The sequence below is a fragment of the Alkalibacterium sp. s-m-28 genome, from assembly GCF_054658175.1.
Genome location: NZ_BAAGIQ010000014.1, coordinates 14864 through 37419 on the forward strand (window position 1 = coordinate 14864; position 22556 = coordinate 37419).

The window sequence follows — 22556 nt, forward strand, 5'->3', positions numbered from 1 at the left end:
CCTTTTCGAGTTGAGGCAATAAAATTGCTATTTCTAACCGACTGAGTATACTTTTCTATGAAGGAGAGAAATGCATTATGACAACAAGAAATAACGCAATCGATGTGTTGAAGGCTCTTGCTATCGTATCAGTCATCCTGATCCACGCCCTACCTGACAGCACACTCTATACTATACTCGCGCCTTACTATATCTGGCAGACCGTCCCAGTGTTCATTATTCTGTTTGGATACAACTTAGCTCAGTCATTTATAAGAAAAGGCTACAGCACACTTAAAGACATTATGACACTAGACTATATAATGAATAAAGTTAAACGTCTGCTTCTACCGTTCGGATTTATCTGGCTTTTACAAATCATTGTCCAGCTCACTTACTTTGACCGGGATCCATCGCTGGATCTATTATTTTCTTTTGTAAAAGGGGGGTATGGGCCGGGTAGCTACTTTATTCCAATGATCTTGCAGGCGTCACTCCTAGTTCCTATCATTTATAGTGTGATGCGTGTTCATCCGACAAAATGGATGATTGCACTGTTCTTCATCAGCCTCGTGGTAGAATTAGCTGCTTACCAGCTAGATATCACCGGAGGTCTCTATAGACTTCTAATCATCAGGCATATCTTTTCACTGACATTAGGGGTATGGCTTGGCCTTCTTAAAGATAAAATCAAACTTAAATGGTTGATCGGACCTGCGTTCTTTAGTTTCATCTACATCACAGCCGTGCATTATTTTAACTGGGAAATGATCATCGAAGAGTACTGGCATAGTCAGCATGCACCGTCCTACTTTTACGTGCTGCTTCTGGTGATGCTGGGGATGAAGGGGTTAAATGTTAATGGTGATTTCATATTATCCCGTCTGTTCATTTTGACTGGCCGGGCATCCTACCACATCTTTCTTGTGCAGATGTTTTACTTCTGGCTGATTCACGATCAGTTGGCTAATCTACCAACAGCAATCACTTTAATTCTGGCGCTTATCGTGCCGACTATTACTGGATTGGGATACTATCTACTGAATGAAAGAATAGGCACCAAGACGTGAAAACTGGCGTTGATCCATGATCGAAGTACAAATAAAAACCGTCTGATACTGCTCACGTTCTTTCTCACTAAGTAAGAAGGGAGAGCCGTATCAGGCGGTTCTTTTCATTATAGATTAATCCATATACCCATTCGGATTCGTCTTCTGCCAGTTCCAGGAATCACGGCACATGTCTTCGATACCGAATGAGGCTTCCCAGCCGAGGGTTTCCTTAGCTTTCGAAACGTCAGCGTAACTCGTTCCGATATCTCCAGGACGACGGTCGACAAGCTCATAAGGAATTTCAACATTGTTGGCTTTTTCAAAGGCATTGACGACGTCCAGAACGGAATAGCCTTTTCCTGTACCCAAATTGTAGGCATCGACGCCAGTGGTCTGAAGGACTTTTTCAAGCGCTCGAATATGGCCTTTCGCCAAGTCCACGACATGGATGTAATCACGGACGCCTGTTCCGTCATGCGTATCGTAGTCAGATCCGAATACTGACAATTTCTCGCGTTTCCCGACAGCGACTTGAGTGATATAAGGCATCAGGTTATTTGGAATGTCATTAGGGTCCTCACCGATTTTACCGGAAGGATGTGCACCGATCGGATTGAAGTAGCGAAGCAGGGCAGCGCTCCAGTCTTCGTCAGCTACGTACTGATCCTGAATAAACTGCTCGATGAACATCTTGGTTGTACCGTAAGGATTTGTCGTAGACAATGGCATATCCTCTGTAAATGGAGCCTTATTTGTCATGCCGTATACAGTTGCGCTTGACGAGAAGACCATCTTTTTGACATTGTATTCATTCATCAGCTGCATTAATACGATCGTGCCATTCAAGTTGTTGTCGTAATACTTAAGCGGCTGAGCAACAGATTCACCGACCGCCTTGTAGCCTGCGAAATGAATGACCGCTTCAAGGTCATGGGCTTCAAATACTTCTTTTAGTGCACCTTTATTTGTAATATTGACTTCATGAAAGACAGGACGTGTTCCTGAAATCTCCTCGATGCGGTCAATAACTGCCGGTTTAGAATTGGAATAATCGTCTACAACGACCACCTCATATCCTTCATTGATCAGTTCGATCACCGTGTGACTGCCAATATACCCGGCACCGCCCGTAACTAGAATTGCCATAGTTATTCGCTCCTTTTAATTGAATAGTTAAGTTTAGTAAAGTTTACCTCTTTGTTTACTCGTGTCTATTGTACCATACCCCACGACCAGAACGCACTTGATTTCAGCAATTCTGAATAATGAAAATCTGGCCACGCCAGATTATTCACCATTTAAATAGAACAAGTGAAGTTCAGACGTCACCTGTCTTCTAAACTCCATCCTATCGCCTGCATAATGTAGTTTAGCATCCAAATTCGACACTGAACTACATTCACTTAGAAATGACGAGAGTTCAGTGCTGAAAGTTAGAACTGAACTTCATTCTCCATCATCGAAAATGCAGTTGAGCAGAAAATTCAGCCCTAAACTAGACTTGGTACGCAGCAATAGACTAAAACCTTAAGATGAAAATCTGGCCCTGCCAGATTACACCCCATGAGAATCTTTAAGCTGCAGTTCAGTGGACAATTAAAGTCTGAACTGTATTTTAGCCTATACAGAATTCAGTTCATGCTCCAAAAAAGGAGCTGAACTAAACTCGATTCGTATCCGATGCAGTTCAGCGCGCATAGTAAAGTCTGAACTGCATTCTACTCCGTCCAGAATGCAGTTCATCACTCAGAAAACCCGTGAACTCCATTCATCAAAAAAGCAAACCCAAAAAGATTAAAATGAACATTTGGCAAGCCAAATCACCCTGAACCAACATAATAAGTCAAAAGCTAAAAGATTATTAAGAGTTAATGAAAAATATGTGAAAGCTTGATCCTTATGGTATAATTACTCAAGATTGTTTTATCCAGTGCACTAGCAACCTTGTATTCAAAACTTCCTTATGAAAGGGCGCCATCTTATGTTCGATGTTTCCATTATTATGCCGGTCTATAATGTAAAGGAGCAACTGCCGCGGGCAATCGAATCGGCACTGGCTCAGAAAAAAGTCATCGGTGAAATTATCCTGGTAAATGACGGATCAACCGATGGCTCAAGAGAGATTTGCGAAGCTTATGCAGAAAAAGAGCCGCTCCTGATCACCGTTATCAATCAGGAAAACCAGGGATCTGGTCCGGCACGAAATGCAGGACTGAAGCAGGCCAGCGGGAAGTTCATCTACTTCGCTGATCCAGACGATTATTTCAGTGACCGATTGCTTGCTGACAATTTGGCGCTCGTCAAAAAACGTGAAACAGACATTATTGTCTTCGGTTACACTCAGGAAAAAGCAGGCAGACTCGACACACGTGAAGTCAGACTGCCGAGACTGCCGCAGATGGATACGCAGGAAGACTTCCGTAAGCATTTCAGGAACTTCTATCATTTCTCGCCGTATGCTTTATGGAATAAGCTGTACCGCAAGGAATTTCTAACAAAGAATAATATTAAGTTCACCAATCAGCGAATGGGGCAGGACGCGCTCTTCAACATTGAAGTCTACAAGTATCTGGAATCAGTGACCGTCAATCGACGGGCCTACTATCATTATGTCACCCATCAGGGATCTGCAGTGAACCGCTATAGAGAAGACAGATTCAATCTTGAGCTGAACATTGCAAAATCATTCGAGTCACTCATGATAGAATGGGAAGAAGCAGAAGAGTTCAAGGATCTGATTGCGGAAGAGTATTTCAATGTCATTTATCTCGAAACTGCTAACCTTGTTCATCCGGACTGCCCACTTACAACAGAAGAAAAAGTCGACTGGCTGACTGAACTGTGGAACGATATAGGTAAGAATAAGATCATTCCCGGAAAGAAAGACGAGAAGAATCCGTTCAGATATGCCCTGCTTTATGAATTGAAGACGGGACACCACCGGAATGCGCTCTTCCTGATGAAAACCAGGAATCAGGCTGCGGCTAAATATACAAAGCCTTTTACAAAAATCAAGTCATTTTTTAGAAACTAATTACTAACACATCATAATTAACGCGCACAGACAGGAGTTTTTGCACTATGTTCGATCAATTTAAAAGAGGTATCATGTACACGGCAATGGGGAGATACTCCATTGTCATCGTGCAGCTCCTTGTACAAGCCGTTCTATCGAGAATATTGACGCCAGCCGAATACGGGATCGTTTCGGCGGTCAATATCTTTTTAGTGTTCTTTCAACTTCTAGCCGACTTTGGAATCGGACCGGCCATCATACAAAATAAAGACTTGACCCGAAAAGAAGTCAACTCGATTTTCTCATTCAGCTTATACATAGCGTTTGGTTTAGGCATATTATTCGTTTTTCTTGGCTACCCAATGAGTTTGTTCTACGGCAATGAGGTATTCATTCCTATCAGTATGATCCTGGCCATAGCCGTATTCTTCTATGGCATCCTGGTTGTTCCCCAGTCTCTGCTTCTAAAAGAACAGAATTTCAGACTGGTCAACTTGACGACCGTAGCCGGAGCATTAGTTTCAGGCGTAGTCTCGATCATCCTGGCATTTCTTGGATTCAGCTATTATGCCATTATTATAGGAAATACTACAAAGGCTATTACCTTGTTTATTGTCTTCTATATAAAGACTGAATCAAAAATCAGCCTGAAATTCGATTGGGGACCACTTAAGAAAATCTATTCCTTTTCGAAAAATCAGTTTCTGTTCAACTTTATCAATTACTTCTCACGAAATCTGGACAACCTTCTAATTGGTAGATACTACTCATCCAGTGCGTTAGCCTATTACGACAGAGCTTATCAAGTGTCCCTGTACCCGAATCAGGTGCTGACCAGTGTCGTTACGTCGGTCATACATCCGATTCTGTCCGATTACGCTGACGAGAAAGAACGCATTAAACGAGTGTACTTAAGAATATCGAACTTACTGGCTACATTAGGTCTGCCGCTGTCCGTGTTTCTGTTCTTCTCTGCAGAAGAGGTCATTCTCTTTCTGTTCGGGATGCAGTGGGAAGGGAGCATCATGACTTTCCAGATCCTGGCACTCTCAGTCTGGTTACAGATGATCTTATCCAGCACAGGAGGAATCTTCCAGTCAGGCAACAGAACCGATCTATTATTGCTATCAGGCGTATTATCTACTATCTTTAATGTAACGGGTATAGTTACTGGAGTTATTCTAGGACAGATCGAATACGTAGCAGCGTTCCTTGTCGTGTCATTCTCACTCAACTTCATTCAGGCGAACTATCTGATTATGATCAGACTGTTCAACGATAAAATGAGCACGTTCTTCAAAGTCCTGATCAAACCATTTATTCTGGCATTGATCCAGGCTGGTGTATTCCTGCTTCTACCAGATTTGCCGTTCAATCTATTCATTAATCTTGTTATCAAAGGATTGATCTTTGTCTTTGCGTGGATTGCTGGACTCATTTTAACAGGAGAACTCAAACGACTACTGGCGGAAGTAAAGCAGTCTAAGTAGCAGAACGACTATAATAAACAATTCAACAAGTAAAGGAGCTGCAGCACATGTCAAAGCCATTAATAACAGTGATCATACCGACTTATAATGTCGAGCGGTACGTTGAAGACTGTATCGATTCTCTTATCAGCCAGATCTACTCAAATATAGAAATCATCGTGATCGACGATGGCTCAAAAGATGCGACAGTTTACCTCTTGAATCAATATAAAGATAAGATTAAACTAATTGCCCACGACAACAATAAAGGACAGGGAGCGAGACGTAATGAAGGTCTAGCTCTTGCATCAGGCAAATATATTTACTTTGTTGATTCTGATGACTGGATCGAACCGGAAACGATTGAAGAAGCGGTTGATCAGCTTGAAAAAACTGGTGCGGATCTTGTCAGGTTTAATGGTAAAGTGTTTTATGAAGGGGATGCAGCTCTGGTAAAAGAGGGACGATATGACTTCTCCAGTCAGCTTGACCATCAGCACGTCTATAATCAGGAAGAAGCCCTTCAGAAGAACCGTCAGACTTACAGCGCATCACCGTGTCTGTACTTAGTCAAAAAAACTCTTATAGACGAACACAGTCTAATGTTCCTTGAAGGGGTCCTGCACGAGGACGAATATTTCACGACAAAGCTATTCACACTCACACAGACGATGACTTATCTGAACAGAACGTTCTATCATCGCCGCTACCGAGTGGCTTCAACAATGACGGAGAATACAAACCTGCATAAAGTTCGCTCATTTGAGTCTTATCTGGAAGTGTTCAATGCACTTGAGACTTTCTACTGTTCAGGAAATCTGAATGAAGTTCAGAAGGCATTTGTTAAAAGACAATTACTTTCTATTTATTACGGATTAAAAAATAGTAATGTCGACCCAATAAGAAAGAAAAAATTAAGAGACCTTGGAATAATCACTCTAAAAGATAAAGTGATTTTATTTATCTCCACTATAAAAAATATGTAAGTTAACTAATGATCTTTTGTTAGTAATACAATTACTTAAATGTGACAATTTAATTAATTGGAATGTAAAAAATAGGATTGTATGATAGAATGTTGCCTAATTGTCGAACAATTTTGAAATAGGCTGAGGATGGAGTAGTAATGATAATGAAGAAGAAAAAAATTGCTATTGTTTTTGGAACCAGACCTGAAGCTATTAAAATGGCTCCTGTAATATTGGAACTAAGTAAGAATCAAGATATATTCGATACAACAGTGATAGTGACTGCTCAGCATAGGGAAATGCTTGATCAAGTACTTAAAGTGTTTAAAATAACCCCTGACTACGACTTGAATATTATGAAACGTAATCAGACCCTTTCAAATATTACATCGGATGTTCTTCAAGGTATAGAAAAAGTACTATTAAGAGAGAAGCCGGATATGGTTTTAGTTCATGGAGACACGACGACTAGTTTTGCTTCTGCATTAGCCGCGTACTATCAACAAATACCCATTGGTCATGTTGAAGCAGGACTAAGAACATATGACAAGTATTTCCCATTTCCAGAAGAGGCAAATCGTCAATTAATTGATAATTTGTCAGAACTTTTTTTTGTGCCAACCGAAGCTACAAAAAACAACCTTTTAAATGAAGGTGTTTCAGAAGAGAAAATTACCGTTACAGGGAATACAGTTATAGATGCTATTCATTACACTAAAGAATCAAAATCTGAGCACCCTATATTAAAGATAATGGATGAGTCTCCCGATACTAAATGGATTCTTTTGACAATGCACAGAAGAGAAAACCATGGTATTCCTATGAACAACGTGTTTAAAGCTCTTAAAAAATTGGTTGAATCCAGGGAAGATGTATCACTCGTAATGCCTGTCCATATGAGCCCAATAGTTAGGCAGTCTGTATCTAATTTGCTTAGTGGTCATGAGCGGATTCATTTAGTAGATCCTTTAGAAGTTGATGTGTTTCATAAACTGATTAATAGAGCCTACTTAGTTATGACTGACTCTGGTGGACTACAGGAAGAAGCGCCTGCACTTGATGTTCCAGTGCTGGTTTTGAGAGATAAAACAGAAAGACCAGAAGGGTTAGAGGCAGGAACCTTACGAATAGTTGGTACAGATGAAGAAAAAGTTTCCCAGGAACTAAATGACCTATTAAGTAATGAAAAATTATATATCAAAATGTCAAAAGCTATTAATCCATATGGTGACGGATTGGCTAGTGGTAGAATAGTAAATGAAATTATTAATTTTTTCAATGAGCAGTAATCATAAGGTAGGGAGCCTTGAGTATGATAATTAATGTAAGAAACGTTTGGCTGAATCAATATTCACGTAGGCGAAAATCTATCGAAGTTGGATTACTTATAAGTGTTGTTTTATCTTTTACATTAAGCGACTGGATGATTGGTCTCTTTACCTTTACAGAATATATTTTAGGTGCTCTCATCATTGTTGCTTTTTTGACGGGGAAATTTAGACTCTATATCCATCAAATCAAATGGATTTCGATACTAGTCGGTGTCATCGTTTTACATTCAATTTTAATTGAATTAACCGGTCAGGAAATAAACTATAGGGTTATAGTAATAGGCATCATAAAATTATTATTTTACCTGATAAACATTACTTGGATCACAAATCTGATAAAAGACCTAAACCTGAAATCCTTTTTTTTACTGATAGTGAACAGTATGGCAGTGGTCATATTATTACTTGGAGCGTATATAGCTGCTGCAGTTTATCTGGAAGTAAATACGGAGATAGAGCTACCTTACGCTTTTTTGTTGAGATTTACTCGTCTTGACGGACACTTATTTAGAAGAGATATACCCATAGTTAGAATGAAGAGTATTTTTGAAGAACCTGCTCATCTGGGATATTATCTAAATTCAATTTTATCTGTGAACGTATTTGGGACTTTCAGATTAGATAAAGGTAGAATGTTTAATTTATTTCTCATCGTAGGTATACTTATGACGATGTCATATAGTGCAATAGTGATTACGATGACTATTCTCTTAATTAATTTAGTATATAAAATACTTAAGAAGGATATTGCTTTTTCAGTAAACTATAAAGTGATTTTCCCTGCTTTAATAATAGTCATCATCGTTTTCATTTTTAGAGACGTACTATTTACAACATTTATTAGACGAACAGTGGAACTGTTAGATGGTACTGAAACATCAGGCTATGAACGATTATTTGATAGTTGGAGATACATTACTAGGGGAAACTTGCTTTTAGGAGTAGGATTTATGCACTCACAAGGATACTTATGGAATAATTACGCCTATGCCATAACAGAAATGGGAGTGATTGGACTAGCTATAATTGGAGGGTTCAATCTTTTCCTTTTTAAGAGTAATATAGGATTAGGATTAGTCTTTTTATTACTTAACTTTGCAAAAGGTGGGTATCTTTCGTCATCATATTGGTTTTTAATTCTGCTAATACTAATATATTATAAATCGTCACCGGGCGATTCTTACACTAGAAAGGAAGAATATTTTGAAATCCAACGAAGGCTTTGATAAAACAAAAAAAATTATTATAGGAATAATTGAAGTAGTGCTGTATCATTTCTCTATAGTTCTATCATTTTATTTTAGGTATAAAGGTAGGATCCCATTTTTCAACTATATTGCTTATGAAAGTGGAAGAGTTTATATTTTAGCTGCATTTGTGCTATTGAATATAGTCTTCGGAGTCTATATCTTTTATAATAAATCGACTATGGATTTATTATTCATTACTACTATTATTCAAGTTATTCTGACCATCATGGTTATGGCCATGACTTTCTTTGGAAGATGGTTTAGTTTTCCGCGGTCAGTCATTGCATTGAGTTTCGTACTAAGTACAATTATACTCTTTATTTTTAGAATAATTGTGTTTAAGCTGTATGAGAAGATAGCAGGAACAAAAAAAATAATGGTTGTAGGAGAAGAAACACATATTAAGGAAACAGTTCATAACTTTGAAAATGCTAAGAATAGAAGACACAAGGTAACATCTATAGTACTTGATAACTACTATAGTAATATTAGCAAATATCTTGATACAACTGATATTGTTTATCTAGCTAGCAGTATCAAGCACAGTGAACGCATCAAAATTTATGAATTACTTATACGTAACAAAAAGAGTATATTTGTCAATACAAGTTTTGAGCATTTAGTGCTAGTCAATCCTAATATTATGAATATTGAAGATGAAAGTGTAATTGAACTTTCCAACTTTTCAATTTCACCTGAGTTTGACTTGGTTAAACGAATGATTGATTTCATAGTGGCTTTAGTTCTAATTACGTTGTCATCACCCTTGATGCTAGCTGCTGTGCTTGTGATAAAGCTTACTTCTAAAGGGCCGGTTATATACAAGCAAGTAAGAATAACTAAAAATCAGAAAGAATTTAACATTTATAAGTTCAGAACAATGTCTGCTACGGCAGAAAAAGATACTGGGCCAGTATTATCAACAGCCAATGATATGAGGGTGACACCAATCGGAAAGTATTTAAGAGCTTTGAGAATAGACGAATTGCCTCAGCTTTTTAATGTACTCAATGGTACAATGTCATTAGTGGGGCCAAGACCCGAAAGGCCGTTTTTCGTTGAGCAATTTGTTAAAGAAAACCCTTATTACGATCTGCGTCACAATGTCAGAGCGGGAATAACAGGTTATGCTCAAGTGTATGGAAAATATGCGACGAATTTTAACAGTAAGTTGAACTTTGATTTAGTGTACATCAAGAATTATAGCTTGATTATGGATATTAAGATACTATTCCAGACTACGAAAGTATTATTTGATAAAGTATCTTCTAAAGGTCTTGAAGAAGAAGAGAAGGATTTGGTACTGCCACAAAATATAAAAATATTCAGATAGAAGGAGTGTGCTGCATGAAAGATGAAATCAAATTTAGAGATTTGCTTCAGTTTTTGATACACAATAAGAAAATCATTTTATCTACAATTATAGTTGCAACACTTGCTGCGATAAGTTTTGTAATCTATGATCATTTAACGGTTGAAGAACCAAGTCCAAATACTTCGTCCATAGAACGAGCCAATTTAATTAGCGAAGAAAGATTTGAGGAAATGTCTGAGTGGCCACTGGAGTTTTTCACCGAACCTCAGATTAGGCAGATGCAAGAGTATCTATTGCCACATGCATATAAATTAAGTATATATGTAGAACACGAGAACCATGAACCTATAGCAAATACAACGTTCATGAGAGAAGTATTCAGAAATGTGAAAGTACTTGAATATATTGAAAGTGAGTTAGGTGAAGAACTGACTCCAGCGATCGAATTCGCTGTTCATATCGAAAACATAGGTAATTCTGGTATTTATGAACTGCACTTTCAGAGAGGTTCTCTAGAAGAAAGTCTGGAGTTAGGTTATATAGTGATGGATGCTATAGATCAAGGTATTATTCCAGTAATTAACAATAAAAATATTTATTACATTGATCAGGAGCCGCAAGTTCTGGTGAGAGATTTTACAGATTACGAGTTTAACGGGACAACGGGTGGTTTGTCGCTAAGGCAGCTTGCTAGAGATAGTATTATCTTTTCTATTATTGGAGTTGGGGCAGGATTAATTTTAGGATTGCTGATTGCCTTAATTAATTTGGCTGCAGACAATCGTATTTCAGCTTTGTTTGATTATGCTAGAGAAGAATCAGATAAAATAGTTAAACTAACTCATTTATACAGTAAAGACCACAATCAAATGCTTGAAGAAGCTAAAATTAATATTAACATTCCGTATAGACAGAAAAAAATAGTGTTATACGACAAAGACACAGAAAATCATTTTGAATCCTTATTTAAGACTCTATCTGAAAATGTTGTTAAATATACTAACTTCACTGATATACCTGCTGAAACAGATGCCATTGATGAAGTAATTATCCTTACCAAATTAAGAGAGACTAATAAAAAATGGTATGAGAACCAGAGGGTACAGTTGAAAGGATATAACATTCCAGTTAAAGTCATACAGTTATAATGTAATTAATAAATGTTACAAAAGGTTGAAATGTTTGTGTCTTAAATATTTCAATCTTTTTTTGTACCTTTATTCATTACAAAGCTGTGTTATACTTTCAGGGTGACGATGTCATAATATACATAAATGGAGGAAAAAATGAAAAAAAATAAATTTTTTGGACTGCTAGCTAGTAGTGTACTGCTGTTAAATGTTGCAAGTCCATCAATAACTGCCATTGCCGAGAGTCAGTTGGGGGAAACATTAAAAGAAGAATTAGAAAAAGAGAACAACTCTGAGATTAGATTAGTATTTGAGGGAATAGAAGAAAGCTCTAAAGAAATACCTCTGTACATCAACATTAATGATGGAAAGATTTTACTTACTGGTGAGTCGTTACATTTATTCAATGTTGAAGTGAAAAATGAAGATGCAGAACAAGTCATAACGATTGACGAAAATAATCCATCAGTAAATCTTGAAGAACATCTAAATTCCCAATTAGTTGTTAGTCACGAAGGAACAGTTATTTTTGAATCAAAATTCGTTGATCTCTTAAGTAATGAAGGAGATACATATACACCCGAATCTGACGAGACTATTAATGAAAATGGTACATCCGAAATAGAAGAAAGTGTTGAACAGCCCAAAGAAGAAAATCTACCTGTTGAAAGTGAGGAAGCTAGTTCTTCTAATGAAGATGCACCCATCCCAGCATCTCATTATGTTGTAGATGATTACATAAATGAAGATGACGTAGCTTTGCCTCGCTCAACTGAGATAGAGGAAATGCTATTTGGCAATAACTCTTCTACCGCTTTACAATCGAGTATGTTTGTTATGTCAACATCCAGTTCCAGAACTCATGTAAATGGAATATACACCGTAGTATCAGGTGATACTTTTAACAGTATTGCAAGATCATTTAATTTAAGTACGCGTCAGTTGCAAGAATGGAATAGACACGTATCAAATACCAGTAGATTAGTTGTCGGGACCCGCCTTGCTGTCAACAGAAGAGGAGTAGAGTCAATGCTATCTAGCACGGATAGAGCAAGACTTTACACTGGTGGGGCTACACCCGTCTTCTCTACTAGACAAGGATTTATAGATGAGATTGCGCCTAGAGCAATCCGGATAGCTAATCAAGCTGGGGAAGAGGCCTTATATCCATCTCTTATGATTGCTCAAGCAGTTCATGAAAGTAATTTTGGTCGTAGTTCACTGGCCAGTCCTCCATACCATAATTTATTTGGAATTAAAGGAACGCATAATGGAGAGTCTACATTAATGTGGACATGGGAAGTTCTAGGTGGCGTGAGAGTAGATGTTTTGGAAAGATTTAGAAAATACCCATCCTATGATGCATCCCTGCAAGATTATGCAAACCTTATGAGAAGAGGATTATCCTGGGACAGAAACTATTACGCCGGTACTTGGAGAAGCAGAACCACTTCAGTATGGGATGTTCTGGATAACGGTGGATTAAGAGGGTATGCAACAGATCCAAATTATTTTGCTGCAATTAGAAGAATAATTAACCAGTTCGATTTGACTAGATTTGACACAGGTAATTTTTACGTGAGAACAGGAACATTCTTGGGGAAAGCTAGCACTCAACAAAGAGTTAACCAGCTGAGAGCTGCAAATGGATCGTTCTCTTATAGAATTGAAAGAGAAAATAATATGACACCCTTCTCATATAGAAGAATAGAATCAACCAGAGAATTCATAGGCGAAGCAGGTGCACAGCGTGTGATTGATCAGTTACAAAGAGAAAGAGGATGGAGTGCATCAATGGTCGCCACTGGAAACAGTACTCAAAGGCACCGTGTACGTTCTGGATTCTTTAATACTCAGGAACGAGCTGAAAGAGCACTGCGTGAGTTCACTTCTTCAAGTGGTTACGCAGCTAGAATTGAGCGAGGTTCTGATGGGAGGTACAGAATAAGAACTGGATTCTTTAATGGTTATGCTAGTGCTCAAAATGGCTTAGCAGCTATGCAGGCACTTGGATGGGCTGCAATTATTCAAGAATCTACTGATTCTACACCTCATTACACTGTAAGAACGGGAACATTTAATACTCCTAACCATGTCAATAGAGCAGAGTCTTACTTTGCTGCAAATGGTTGGGGAAGCAGACAGATTATGTCTTCCCGGAATAACTATTATTATAGAATATTTATCGAAGGCTTTATTTATGAAGATCAGGCAACAGCATTTGTTTCTCACTTAAGAAATAATTACAACTGGGGCTCTACAGCCTTTCCAGTGCACTAAAAATAACTAAAGAGCATCTCTTCTTACATTGTTAAGAAGGGGTGCTCTTTAAAATATAAGTAATTATTCTGTAACTTAAAAAAACCTTAATTAGAATGAAAAATAAAGTGATTTGCTTTATAATTAAGAGGAAATAGTGCGAAAATGCATGTAATAATTATGGAGGCCAGCATGAAAAAGATATTGATATTTTCAAATCATCCTTCTTATACATATAATCTCAGAAAAGAGATTATCATCGGATTTCTGCAAGAGGGATATAGAGTTACCATTGTTGTACCTTACGGCGAAGAGGTGGAATACTTCAGAACACGTGGAGCGAGAATTGTGAATATAAAAATAGAAGAAAGAAGTAAAAATCCGTTCAAGGATTTGGCCTTGCTTGAGGAGAATATAAAAATTCTCAAAGCTGAATCTCCTGACGTTGTGTTGACATATGCTACTAAGCAGAATATATATGGTGGTATGGCATCAAGAATATTAAAGATCCCGTATATTCCAATGATTACTGGATTAGGCACAGCAATGGAAAATCCTGGGGTATTAAGAACAATCACCAGTTTTCTATACCGTAATGGTGTGAAAAAGGCTAGTGCTTTGATGGTTCAGAATAATTCAATTCTTAATAAACTGAAAAATTTTGATATGGTACACGCGCCAGTTCATATGACACCTGGTTCTGGAGTCTCTTTGACTTACCACGATTATAAACCTTATCCTCCAGAATCTCAGAATCTAACTTTTTTATATATTGGAAGACTAATGAAAGACAAAGGAATCTATGAATTAGTTGAAGCAGCTAAGTACTTGAAAAAAGAACACCCAGATATCATATTTCAAATTATAGGTCATGGAAGTCTGAAAGAAGATGTAAAAATGGTTGAAAAAGCAGACAAAGAGGGGTATATTGACTATTTGGGAACGCAGAAAGATGTACGTCCATTCATAGCAAGTGCTCACGCAACCATACTTCCGTCTTATCATGAAGGAATGGCGAACGTCCTCCTTGAATCTGCTGCGGCAGGTAGACCCGTCCTCGCTTCAAATGTCCCTGGATGCATTGAAACATTAGACGATGGGGAAACTGGTATCGCGTTTGAAGCTAAGAATGTGACTGCTTTAGAAAAAGCTGTTGAAGCGTTTATGCATTTAAGTTACGAACAGAAAGAAGCTATGGGTAAAAAAGGTAGAATTAAAATGGAAAATGAGTTTGATAGAACACTTATTTTTAATCAATATAAAAAAATAATTGAAGAGTTAGGATGAGGAAAATGGATATGTATAATCAGATTTTAAATAGAGAGGCAAAAATTTCTCTTATAGGTTTAGGATATGTTGGTATGCCTATAGCAGTAGCTTTTGCAAAAAAAGCTGAAGTTATTGGGTTTGATGTAAATGAAGAAAAAGTTGCCTTATACAAAAAGGGAATCGATCCGACAAAAGAAGTTGGAAACGAAGTAATAGCGAAGACTACAGTTGACTTCACGTTTGAGGCGGAAAGATTGCAGGAAGCAAGTTTCCATATTGTTGCTGTGCCTACACCAGTTAAATCCGATCATACTCCTGATTTGTTTCCTCTTGAAGCTGCCAGTAAGACGCTGGGTAAACAGTTGAAAAAAGGAGACATAGTTGTTTATGAATCTACTGTATATCCAGGAGTGACAGAAGATATCTGTGTACCTATATTGGAAAAAGAATCTGGGTTAAAAGCAGGCGAAGATTTTAAAGTCGGATATTCTCCAGAAAGAATTAATCCAGGAGATAAAGTTCATCGGCTGGAAACAATAACGAAAGTGGTGTCTGGTCAAGACGAAGAATCGTTGGACACCATTGCTAAAGTTTATGAACTAGTAGTAGATGCAGGTGTTTATAAAGCAGAATCAATAAAAGTTGCAGAAGCAGCTAAAGTTATTGAAAATTCACAGCGCGACATTAATATTGCGTTTATGAATGAGCTGTCAATCATTTTCAATAGATTAGATATTGATACTAAAGCTGTTTTAGAGGCAGCTGGGACCAAATGGAATTTTCTTAAATTCTCCCCAGGTTTAGTAGGTGGACATTGTATAGGTGTGGACCCATACTATTTAACATATAAAGCAGAGCAAGTAGGCTACCATTCAAGAATAATTCTTTCCGGGAGACAAATCAATGATGATATGGGCAAATACGTTGTTGAAAATGTCATTAAAAAACTGATTAATGCAGATGTTATGATAAGACAGGCTAGAATCGGAATACTAGGATTTACATTTAAAGAAAATACCCCTGATACTCGAAATACAAGAGTCATTGATATTGTAGAAGAGTTGCGGGAATATGGCATAACTCCTTTAGTGGTCGATCCAGTTGCTGATGGAAGTGAAGTTGAAGAAGAGTATGGATTCAGTCTTAACTCACTGGATGAATTTAAAGATATGGATGCACTAATTGTTGCTGTTGGTCATGATGAGTACATGAAACTAAACAGGGATGACTTAAACACCTTGTATAAAGATGTACCGAATGATCAGAAAGTATTAATTGACATCAAAAGTATATTAGACAAAGAAAGCTTTGAAGCAGATGGCTTCAACTACTGGAGATTATAAGAAGGAGTATTATAATGGGCTACCAACATCTTGAATTTGATAAGAATAGTATATTCCTGGTAACGGGAGGAGCAGGTTTTATAGGATCCAATCTTATTGAAGTTCTTCTCGCAAAAGGGTACAGCGTACGTTGTCTTGATGACTTATCTAATGGTCACAAGTCCAACATCCAGCCTTTTTTCAATGATGAAAATTTTCAATTTATCGAAGGATCTATAACAGACTTTGACACGTGCCTTAAAGCCTCAGAGGGCGTGGATTTTGTCCTGCATCAAGCTGCATGGGGTAGTGTGCCTAGAAGTATAGAAATGCCTCAGCATTATGAGAACGTAAATGTTCAAGGGACATTGAATATGATGGAAGCTTCTGTGCGTAACTCGGTAAAAAAATTTGTTTATGCATCCAGCTCATCAGTTTATGGAGATGAGCCGACACTTCCAAAGAGAGAAGGAAGAGAAGGACATGTTTTATCTCCATATGCTTTGACTAAAAAATCCAACGAAGAGTATGCAAGACTGTATCACAAGTTATATGGCTTGGACACATATGGCTTGAGATATTTTAATGTCTTTGGTCGAAGACAGGATCCTAATGGTGCATACGCTGCTGTGTTGCCCAAATTTATTAGTCAGCTTTTAAAAGATGAGCAGCCTACTATAAATGGCGATGGGAAACAAAGTAGAGATTTTACGTATATTGAAAATGTAATTGAAGCAAATTTAAAAGCTTGTTTAGCTCCATCGTCTTCTGCTGGGGAAGCATTTAATATTGCTTACGGAGGCCGAGAGTATCTGATAGATATTTACAATCATCTGTTGACAGCGCTGGACAAAAAAATAGAACCACATTTTGGACCAGACAGAGCTGGAGATATCAAGCACAGTAACGCTGATATTTCTAAAGCAAAAGCGATGATTAACTATTCTCCTGACTGGGACTTTGAAAAAGGAATCACTGAAGCAATAAACTGGTATAAGGAGAATCTATAGTGAGTAGTCAACCATTGAGAGTACTTCATGTTTTGGGTTTTTTCGATCATGGAGGAACTGAATCATTAGTGATTAATCTCTTGAGAAAAATTGATCGTAAAAAAATTATGTTTGATTTCGTTGTTCACTCAGACGCCGAAGGGTTCTATGAAAAAGAAGTAAAAGAGCTTGGAGCTCATGTATATCGGGTCCCTAAGTATAAAGGGTATAATCACCTGTCGTATGTGAAGGCCTGGAAAACTGTTTTCAGTAATCATCCGGAATATAAAGTTGTTCACGGCCATGTCAGAAGTACGGCATCCATATATTTAAAAATTGCAAAAGAATTTGGATTGACTACTATTGCTCACAGTCACAGTGTATCTTCCGGCAGCGGTATAGCTGGAAGAGCAAGACAATTTTTCCAGAGAAACATAGTGACTCATTCAGATTACAAATTAGCCTGTTCTATCTATGCAGGAGAATGGCTGTTTGGAGAAAATACTGTGCTTAATCCTGATTTCTATGTTATGAAAAATGCGATTAATGCTGAAACGTATCTTTTTAACAGTAAAACGAGACAAACATACAGAAAAGATTTAGGTTTAACAGATAAAAAAGTAATTGGCCATATTGGTCGGTTTCATGAATCTAAGAACCATAAAAGACTGGTTGAACTATTTAGTAGTATAAAAAAAGTAGTGCCTGAAGCTGTTCTTCTACTCATTGGAGAAGGGCAGCTTTTACCTGAGATTAAGCAACAGGTAGTCAATGAAGGTTTATCTGATTCAGTAATGTTTCTTGGCTCCAGAGACGATGCGGCACTACTATATCAGGCTATGGATTTGTTTCTTTTCCCCTCATTATATGAAGGACTAGGGATTGCGGTGGTTGAAGCTCAGGCAAGTGGACTCCCGTCTATTGTAGCTTCTTCTATTCCTGAAGAAGCGATATTTACTCCTTTTGTTAATGTTTTTTCTCTTGAAGAAGATAATAGTATTTGGACATCAGCAGCTGCTTCAGTACTAGGCGCAGATAAAAGGTGGCCTGTTGATCTCGGGGATATAAAAGAGGCTGGATATGACATTGATGCAACAGCAAAATGGTACGAATCATTTGTAATAAATCTAGCTGAGTGAGGAGAAATGAAATGAAGTTCGTAACAATTTATTTAACTAGACTACTGCTTAAACTTTTTTATATTTTTCCAGTACAGAAAGATAAAGTAATATATATGTCTTATGGTGGGAAAAAATTTAATTGTAACCCTAAATATGTTTATCGCTACTTACTAGACAATACAAGTAACTTAAGACATGTATGGGTACTGGAAGACACTAAGAATAAGGATTTGGACCAAGGGACCAAGCAGATTAATAACAAGGGCTTAACCTTCATTTACAATATGCTCACAGCCAAGGTTATTATCTCCAATGCATCTTTGCCTACGTATCTTCCAATTAGAAGTAAACAGCGATATATTGATACATGGCACGGAGGGGGAGCATATAAAAAAACAGGTGTTTCATACAATCGAACCCCTTTTCAAATTAAAAAGTTAGAATGGATTTCAGAAGAGTTGGATATTTTTGTTTCAAGCAGTCGGATTTTCACTGAAACGAAGTCAGAAAACCACTTAATCAGTAAAGAAAAGTTTTTTGAAGTAGGTATGCCACGTAATGATGTTTTATTTGAAAAAAACGAAGAGTTCATTATGAAAGTGAAAAAATACTATAACGTAGATCCGGAAACGAACATTGTCCTTTACGCACCTACTTACAGAAAAGAAGATGATGATGCTTCATATTACGAGTGGATCGATTTTCAGGAAGTGACTCGTGCACTGGAAAATAAATTCGGTGGAAAATGGGTTGTAATGACACGAATGCATTATTATCTAGACGATAAAATCAATTTTGAGCATGCTATAAATGTGTCCAGTTACGATGATTTACAAGAGCTTCTCCAGGCTACTGATGTCCTGATAACCGATTATTCATCCGTTATGTGGGATTTCTCGTTGACTAGAAAGCCTTGCTTTGTTTATGCTCCAGACTTGGAAGATTATGAAAAAAACCGGTCATTTTTTACACCGCCTGAAAGGTGGCCATTTAAAATTGCAAGTTCAAATGAAGAATTGGCAGAAGCAATAGAATATTTTAATCAGGAAGAGTATAATGAAGCAGTTCGTCGTCATCATTCAGAACAAGGAAGTTTTGAAACCGGTACGGCAACCGAAAAAGTAGCTCGAAAAGTTTTGGACTATATTGAGGAATAAAACAAGTAAAGGACTAGTGATATGCCTAAAGTAAGTGTAATCATGCCCGTATATAATGGAGAAGAATTTCTTGAAGAAGCGGTGCAGTCAATACGTAATCAAAGCATGCAGGATATTGAAATAATATTAGTAAATGATTTATCCACAGACAGAAGTGGTGAAATATGCGACAGACTTGCTAGTGAAGATGAGAGAGTATCTGTTATTCATTTGCCGGAAAACAAAGGAATATGTGGTGCTCGTAATGAGGGCTTAAAAATAGCAAGTGGAGAATACATTGCATTTTGTGACAACGATGATTTTTTTGAAAAAAATCTCGTTGAAGATAACTACCACTTAGCAAAGAAGTATAACGCAGATATGATCAAGTTTGGAAGAAAGCTGATTGATGTAGACTCTGAAGGAAGAGTTTTGAGAGAAAAATCGACGCCGCTAGAAAAAGGATCATATTTTGACGAGCAGACTAAGCTAGATAACTATTTCTATATGAAATCCAAAGGGCTTCTGATGAATGTTTGGAACGGCATGTACAAGCGTCAGCTAATCTTGGACCAGGGAATCTGGTTTAATGAATTTATGAGATTTGGAAGTGAGGACGCTGATTTTTCTTATCGCTTTTTCCAGAAGTGTAAAACTATAGTGGTCAATCCCGGTGTTTATTATGTTCATTATAGAAGAAATGAATTATCAACGTCCAGAAAATTTAATCTAAATAAACTGGATTCAATGATAATGGCCTCTAAAGAAGAAGGGACTATTATCGGAGAAATGGATCAATCCCTGGATATTCAAGCCAAAAAGATCATTGAAATCAATAAACTGATTATGAACATGTATACACAACAGGTGTTTCATGATGATAATCCAATGTCTCTGAAAGAAAAAGTGAAATTTTTAAATGAAATTAAACATAACAGTCATCTTTCATATGATATAGATATTGAACTGATGAAAAAAATAGGAAAAATCAAGAAAAAACATGTTCCTTTTTCTATTGCGTTTAGCAGAAATTGGATGTCAATGGCTTTCATTATTTTGGTGCTCCAAAAAAGACTGAATAATGAGACATGGTGATGTGATGTTTTTGAAAGGACAGATAAGATGACTAAAATTGTAGGATATACAACGGGTGTATTTGACTTGTTCCATATAGGGCATTTGAATATTTTAAAGAAAGCTAAAGAAAACTGCGATTATCTTATTGTAGGGGTTACTACCGATGCGGAAGTAGAGCGTGTAAAAAATAAACGTCCGATCATTCCATTCGAAGAACGTGCTGAGATAGTGCGCGCAATCAGATATGTAGATGAAGTAGTTGTTGAAGATGATACGGATAAACTAAAAGCTGCTGAAACCATTTCTTTTAATCGTATTTTTAAAGGCGATGATTGGCGAGGCACACCCAAATGGGACAGATATGAGAAAGAATTCAGCGAAAAAAATATCGATGTAGTCTATTTTGAGTATACTAAAGGAACATCATCTACTCATTTAAGGAACGTACTAGATTCAATCTTACAGAAATAACGGATCAGGAGGTGTGAAAGTGACTATCATCGCATATTTGTTTGTTCTGGCAAACAACTGGTTCTTTGCCCTAAGAAGAAAATCAAATCAGGTATGGGTCATTCTCACACTAGCATTTATATTTCTGATTTTCTCAGGGGCAGGGCCATTTTATTCTTTTCATGCAGATTATCACAATTATTATAGAAACTATTACAATGTGATTGAAAGAGGTTTGCTTGATAATAATCAGATTGGCTACTCATTGATCATGATTATCGCAAATTTTCTGGGATTATCATTTACGACTTTTAGACTGCTGGTCATAGCCGTCTGTATAGGCATTCTGTACAAATTTGTTATCAAGAGATATGATGTCAATGTAAATTATGTTCTCGGGCTCTATATGATGTATGCAATCATTATCGATTCAGAGCAATTCAGGAATTGGATTGCATTTACTGTACTTCTGGCAGGTCTGCCTTATTTAGAGTCATCAGTACTCAGAAGTAAGATAAAGTTTTGTATGTTTTGGCTTATCTCAATCACTTTTCATTATGCTTTTGTTTTTTATTTCCCATTAGTACTAGTGAGTGGAAAAGATAAAAACAAGATATTGACTAGATTAGCATGGGTGTCAATTATATTGACTGGTGTCATCATCTTAAATGGGAATGAAATACCCATTCAAGACATTTTCCTTAATTATGCCGACAACAGAGTTATTGAGGCCTATCTAACTACACAAACAAATCTCGGGTATTTAATTCCTATGATTTTACATTTTTCAAGTATTGTTCTATCTTACTGGTCTCGGAAAATAGTAATGAAAAAATACGAATTCTTACCTGCAAGTATGCCGCCATCAAATGAACGCTATACAGAATTTCTTATGAAAAAAGACGAACTTAAGCTAGTAAATATAGTATACTGGACCAACATAGCAATGCTAGTAGTTCTGCCCATGTACATTATTAATGTTCAGTTTTACCGATTAATGAGGAGCCTCTTGCTGGTGACCTATATTGTTTGCTCAAAAGCTTCTTCAAAACTAATTAGACGAACGCATTTGATGGCTTTCAATTCCATGGTAGTAGGATCTGTCTTTGTATGGTTGTTTTTGGACTTGATTTATCGAATTGATCCAGGGAGACTGCTACTTCCATTCTTTTTAGAAAACATTTTATAGGGTAACTCCCAATAATCTATGAAAAATTATGTTTCCCAAATTTCTCGTTGCTCGTATGATGATTTCTGTCGATGAAGGTAATATAATCCAATCATTGTCTGGATTATACAGCTTTATAACAGATCCAGTAAAGCAACGAGAAGTATAAGAAGGCATGTTTAAAAAACTTCGTTTTTTTGAAGTTTTTCGAGATATGTAAAATCACTTCTACAGTATTAGTCCGTGTACTGTAGA

18 protein-coding genes are annotated in these 22556 nt (G+C 37.1%); 17 read left to right on the forward strand and 1 reads right to left on the reverse strand.

The window, feature by feature from the left end; translation table 11 throughout:
- The first annotated feature begins 77 nt into the window (after positions 1-77).
- Positions 78-1049 carry an acyltransferase family protein gene (locus ACYQ4S_RS03640; protein ID WP_459769404.1) on the forward strand — a complete coding sequence of 324 codons (972 nt, stop codon included), beginning with the start codon at positions 78-80 and terminating at the stop codon, positions 1047-1049.
- A gap of 114 nt (positions 1050-1163) precedes the next feature.
- Here ACYQ4S_RS03640 and galE read toward each other — a convergent pair whose 3' ends face one another.
- Positions 1164-2177, reverse strand: coding sequence for a UDP-glucose 4-epimerase GalE (gene galE, locus ACYQ4S_RS03645; RefSeq protein ID WP_459769405.1), 1014 nt, complete (start codon positions 2175-2177; stop codon positions 1164-1166).
- A gap of 835 nt (positions 2178-3012) precedes the next feature.
- On the opposite strand from galE, the gene ACYQ4S_RS03650 reads away from it, so the two are divergent.
- The 16 genes from ACYQ4S_RS03650 to ACYQ4S_RS03725 all read left to right on the forward strand — a co-directional run bounded on the left by ACYQ4S_RS03650 (position 3013) and on the right by ACYQ4S_RS03725 (position 22322).
- Positions 3013-4065, forward strand: a complete 1053-nt coding sequence (locus tag ACYQ4S_RS03650; RefSeq protein ID WP_459769407.1) for a glycosyltransferase family 2 protein — start codon at positions 3013-3015, stop codon at positions 4063-4065.
- A 47-nt stretch (positions 4066-4112) separates the two neighbouring features.
- Positions 4113-5537: a lipopolysaccharide biosynthesis protein gene (locus ACYQ4S_RS03655; protein WP_459769409.1), complete on the forward strand. Its 1425-nt coding sequence runs from the start codon at positions 4113-4115 to the stop codon at positions 5535-5537.
- Between the two features lie 47 nt (positions 5538-5584).
- The gene (locus ACYQ4S_RS03660; RefSeq protein ID WP_459769410.1) at positions 5585-6502 is read left to right on the forward strand and encodes a glycosyltransferase family 2 protein; all 918 of its coding nucleotides are present in this window, start codon (positions 5585-5587) and stop codon (positions 6500-6502) included.
- Positions 6503-6648: 146 nt separating this feature from the next.
- Complete coding sequence (gene wecB / locus ACYQ4S_RS03665) at positions 6649-7773, forward strand: non-hydrolyzing UDP-N-acetylglucosamine 2-epimerase (RefSeq protein WP_459769432.1); 1125 nt, start codon at positions 6649-6651, stop codon at positions 7771-7773.
- 23 nt (positions 7774-7796) lie between these two features.
- The gene (locus tag ACYQ4S_RS03670; protein ID WP_459769412.1) at positions 7797-9041 is read left to right on the forward strand and encodes a hypothetical protein; all 1245 of its coding nucleotides are present in this window, start codon (positions 7797-7799) and stop codon (positions 9039-9041) included.
- Positions 9019-10398, forward strand: a complete 1380-nt coding sequence (locus tag ACYQ4S_RS03675) for a sugar transferase (RefSeq protein ID WP_459769414.1) — start codon at positions 9019-9021, stop codon at positions 10396-10398. The genes ACYQ4S_RS03670 and ACYQ4S_RS03675 overlap by 23 nt, the downstream gene beginning before the upstream one ends.
- Positions 10399-10412: 14 nt before the next feature.
- The gene (locus tag ACYQ4S_RS03680) at positions 10413-11528 is read left to right on the forward strand and encodes a hypothetical protein (RefSeq protein ID WP_459769416.1); all 1116 of its coding nucleotides are present in this window, start codon (positions 10413-10415) and stop codon (positions 11526-11528) included.
- A 138-nt stretch (positions 11529-11666) separates the two neighbouring features.
- Positions 11667-13790 carry a glucosaminidase domain-containing protein gene (locus ACYQ4S_RS03685; protein WP_459769418.1) on the forward strand — a complete coding sequence of 708 codons (2124 nt, stop codon included), beginning with the start codon at positions 11667-11669 and terminating at the stop codon, positions 13788-13790.
- A 171-nt stretch (positions 13791-13961) separates the two neighbouring features.
- Positions 13962-15056 carry a glycosyltransferase family 4 protein gene (locus ACYQ4S_RS03690; protein WP_459769420.1) on the forward strand — a complete coding sequence of 365 codons (1095 nt, stop codon included), beginning with the start codon at positions 13962-13964 and terminating at the stop codon, positions 15054-15056.
- Between the two features lie 5 nt (positions 15057-15061).
- Positions 15062-16381, forward strand: coding sequence for a nucleotide sugar dehydrogenase (locus ACYQ4S_RS03695; protein WP_459769421.1), 1320 nt, complete (start codon positions 15062-15064; stop codon positions 16379-16381).
- 14 nt (positions 16382-16395) lie between these two features.
- On the forward strand, positions 16396-17370 hold the full coding sequence (locus tag ACYQ4S_RS03700) for an SDR family oxidoreductase (protein WP_459769423.1): 975 nt from the start codon (positions 16396-16398) through the stop codon (positions 17368-17370).
- The gene (locus ACYQ4S_RS03705; protein ID WP_459769425.1) at positions 17370-18488 is read left to right on the forward strand and encodes a glycosyltransferase; all 1119 of its coding nucleotides are present in this window, start codon (positions 17370-17372) and stop codon (positions 18486-18488) included. The genes ACYQ4S_RS03700 and ACYQ4S_RS03705 overlap by 1 nt, the downstream gene beginning before the upstream one ends.
- A gap of 11 nt (positions 18489-18499) precedes the next feature.
- Entirely contained in the window at positions 18500-19627 is a 1128-nt protein-coding gene (locus ACYQ4S_RS03710; protein ID WP_459769427.1) for a CDP-glycerol glycerophosphotransferase family protein, read from the forward strand.
- 42 nt (positions 19628-19669) lie between these two features.
- Entirely contained in the window at positions 19670-20701 is a 1032-nt protein-coding gene (locus ACYQ4S_RS03715; protein ID WP_459769434.1) for a glycosyltransferase family 2 protein, read from the forward strand.
- A gap of 27 nt (positions 20702-20728) precedes the next feature.
- Complete coding sequence (locus tag ACYQ4S_RS03720; protein ID WP_459769429.1) at positions 20729-21154, forward strand: adenylyltransferase/cytidyltransferase family protein; 426 nt, start codon at positions 20729-20731, stop codon at positions 21152-21154.
- A 19-nt stretch (positions 21155-21173) separates the two neighbouring features.
- Complete coding sequence (locus ACYQ4S_RS03725) at positions 21174-22322, forward strand: EpsG family protein (protein WP_459769430.1); 1149 nt, start codon at positions 21174-21176, stop codon at positions 22320-22322.
- The last annotated feature ends 234 nt before the right edge of the window (positions 22323-22556 follow it).

What these genes read in the sequence shown, in the direction of transcription:
- ACYQ4S_RS03680 (WP_459769416.1), top strand. Translation starts at nt 10,413, where the DNA reads ATGAAAGATGAAATCAAATTTAGAGATTTGCTTCAGTTTTTGATACAC.
- ACYQ4S_RS03640 (WP_459769404.1), top strand. Translation starts at nt 78, where the DNA reads ATGACAACAAGAAATAACGCAATCGATGTGTTGAAGGCTCTTGCTATC.
- ACYQ4S_RS03720 (WP_459769429.1), top strand. Translation starts at nt 20,729, where the DNA reads ATGACTAAAATTGTAGGATATACAACGGGTGTATTTGACTTGTTCCAT.
- ACYQ4S_RS03710 (WP_459769427.1), top strand. Translation starts at nt 18,500, where the DNA reads ATGAAGTTCGTAACAATTTATTTAACTAGACTACTGCTTAAACTTTTT.
- ACYQ4S_RS03700 (WP_459769423.1), top strand. Translation starts at nt 16,396, where the DNA reads ATGGGCTACCAACATCTTGAATTTGATAAGAATAGTATATTCCTGGTA.
- ACYQ4S_RS03670 (WP_459769412.1), top strand. Translation starts at nt 7,797, where the DNA reads ATGATAATTAATGTAAGAAACGTTTGGCTGAATCAATATTCACGTAGG.
- ACYQ4S_RS03695 (WP_459769421.1), top strand. Translation starts at nt 15,062, where the DNA reads ATGGATATGTATAATCAGATTTTAAATAGAGAGGCAAAAATTTCTCTT.
- ACYQ4S_RS03715 (WP_459769434.1), top strand. Translation starts at nt 19,670, where the DNA reads ATGCCCGTATATAATGGAGAAGAATTTCTTGAAGAAGCGGTGCAGTCA.
- ACYQ4S_RS03660 (WP_459769410.1), top strand. Translation starts at nt 5,585, where the DNA reads ATGTCAAAGCCATTAATAACAGTGATCATACCGACTTATAATGTCGAG.
- ACYQ4S_RS03685 (WP_459769418.1), top strand. Translation starts at nt 11,667, where the DNA reads ATGAAAAAAAATAAATTTTTTGGACTGCTAGCTAGTAGTGTACTGCTG.
- ACYQ4S_RS03655 (WP_459769409.1), top strand. Translation starts at nt 4,113, where the DNA reads ATGTTCGATCAATTTAAAAGAGGTATCATGTACACGGCAATGGGGAGA.
- ACYQ4S_RS03650 (WP_459769407.1), top strand. Translation starts at nt 3,013, where the DNA reads ATGTTCGATGTTTCCATTATTATGCCGGTCTATAATGTAAAGGAGCAA.
- ACYQ4S_RS03690 (WP_459769420.1), top strand. Translation starts at nt 13,962, where the DNA reads ATGAAAAAGATATTGATATTTTCAAATCATCCTTCTTATACATATAAT.
- galE (WP_459769405.1), bottom strand. Translation starts at nt 2,177, where the DNA reads ATGGCAATTCTAGTTACGGGCGGTGCCGGGTATATTGGCAGTCACACG.
- wecB (WP_459769432.1), top strand. Translation starts at nt 6,649, where the DNA reads ATGAAGAAGAAAAAAATTGCTATTGTTTTTGGAACCAGACCTGAAGCT.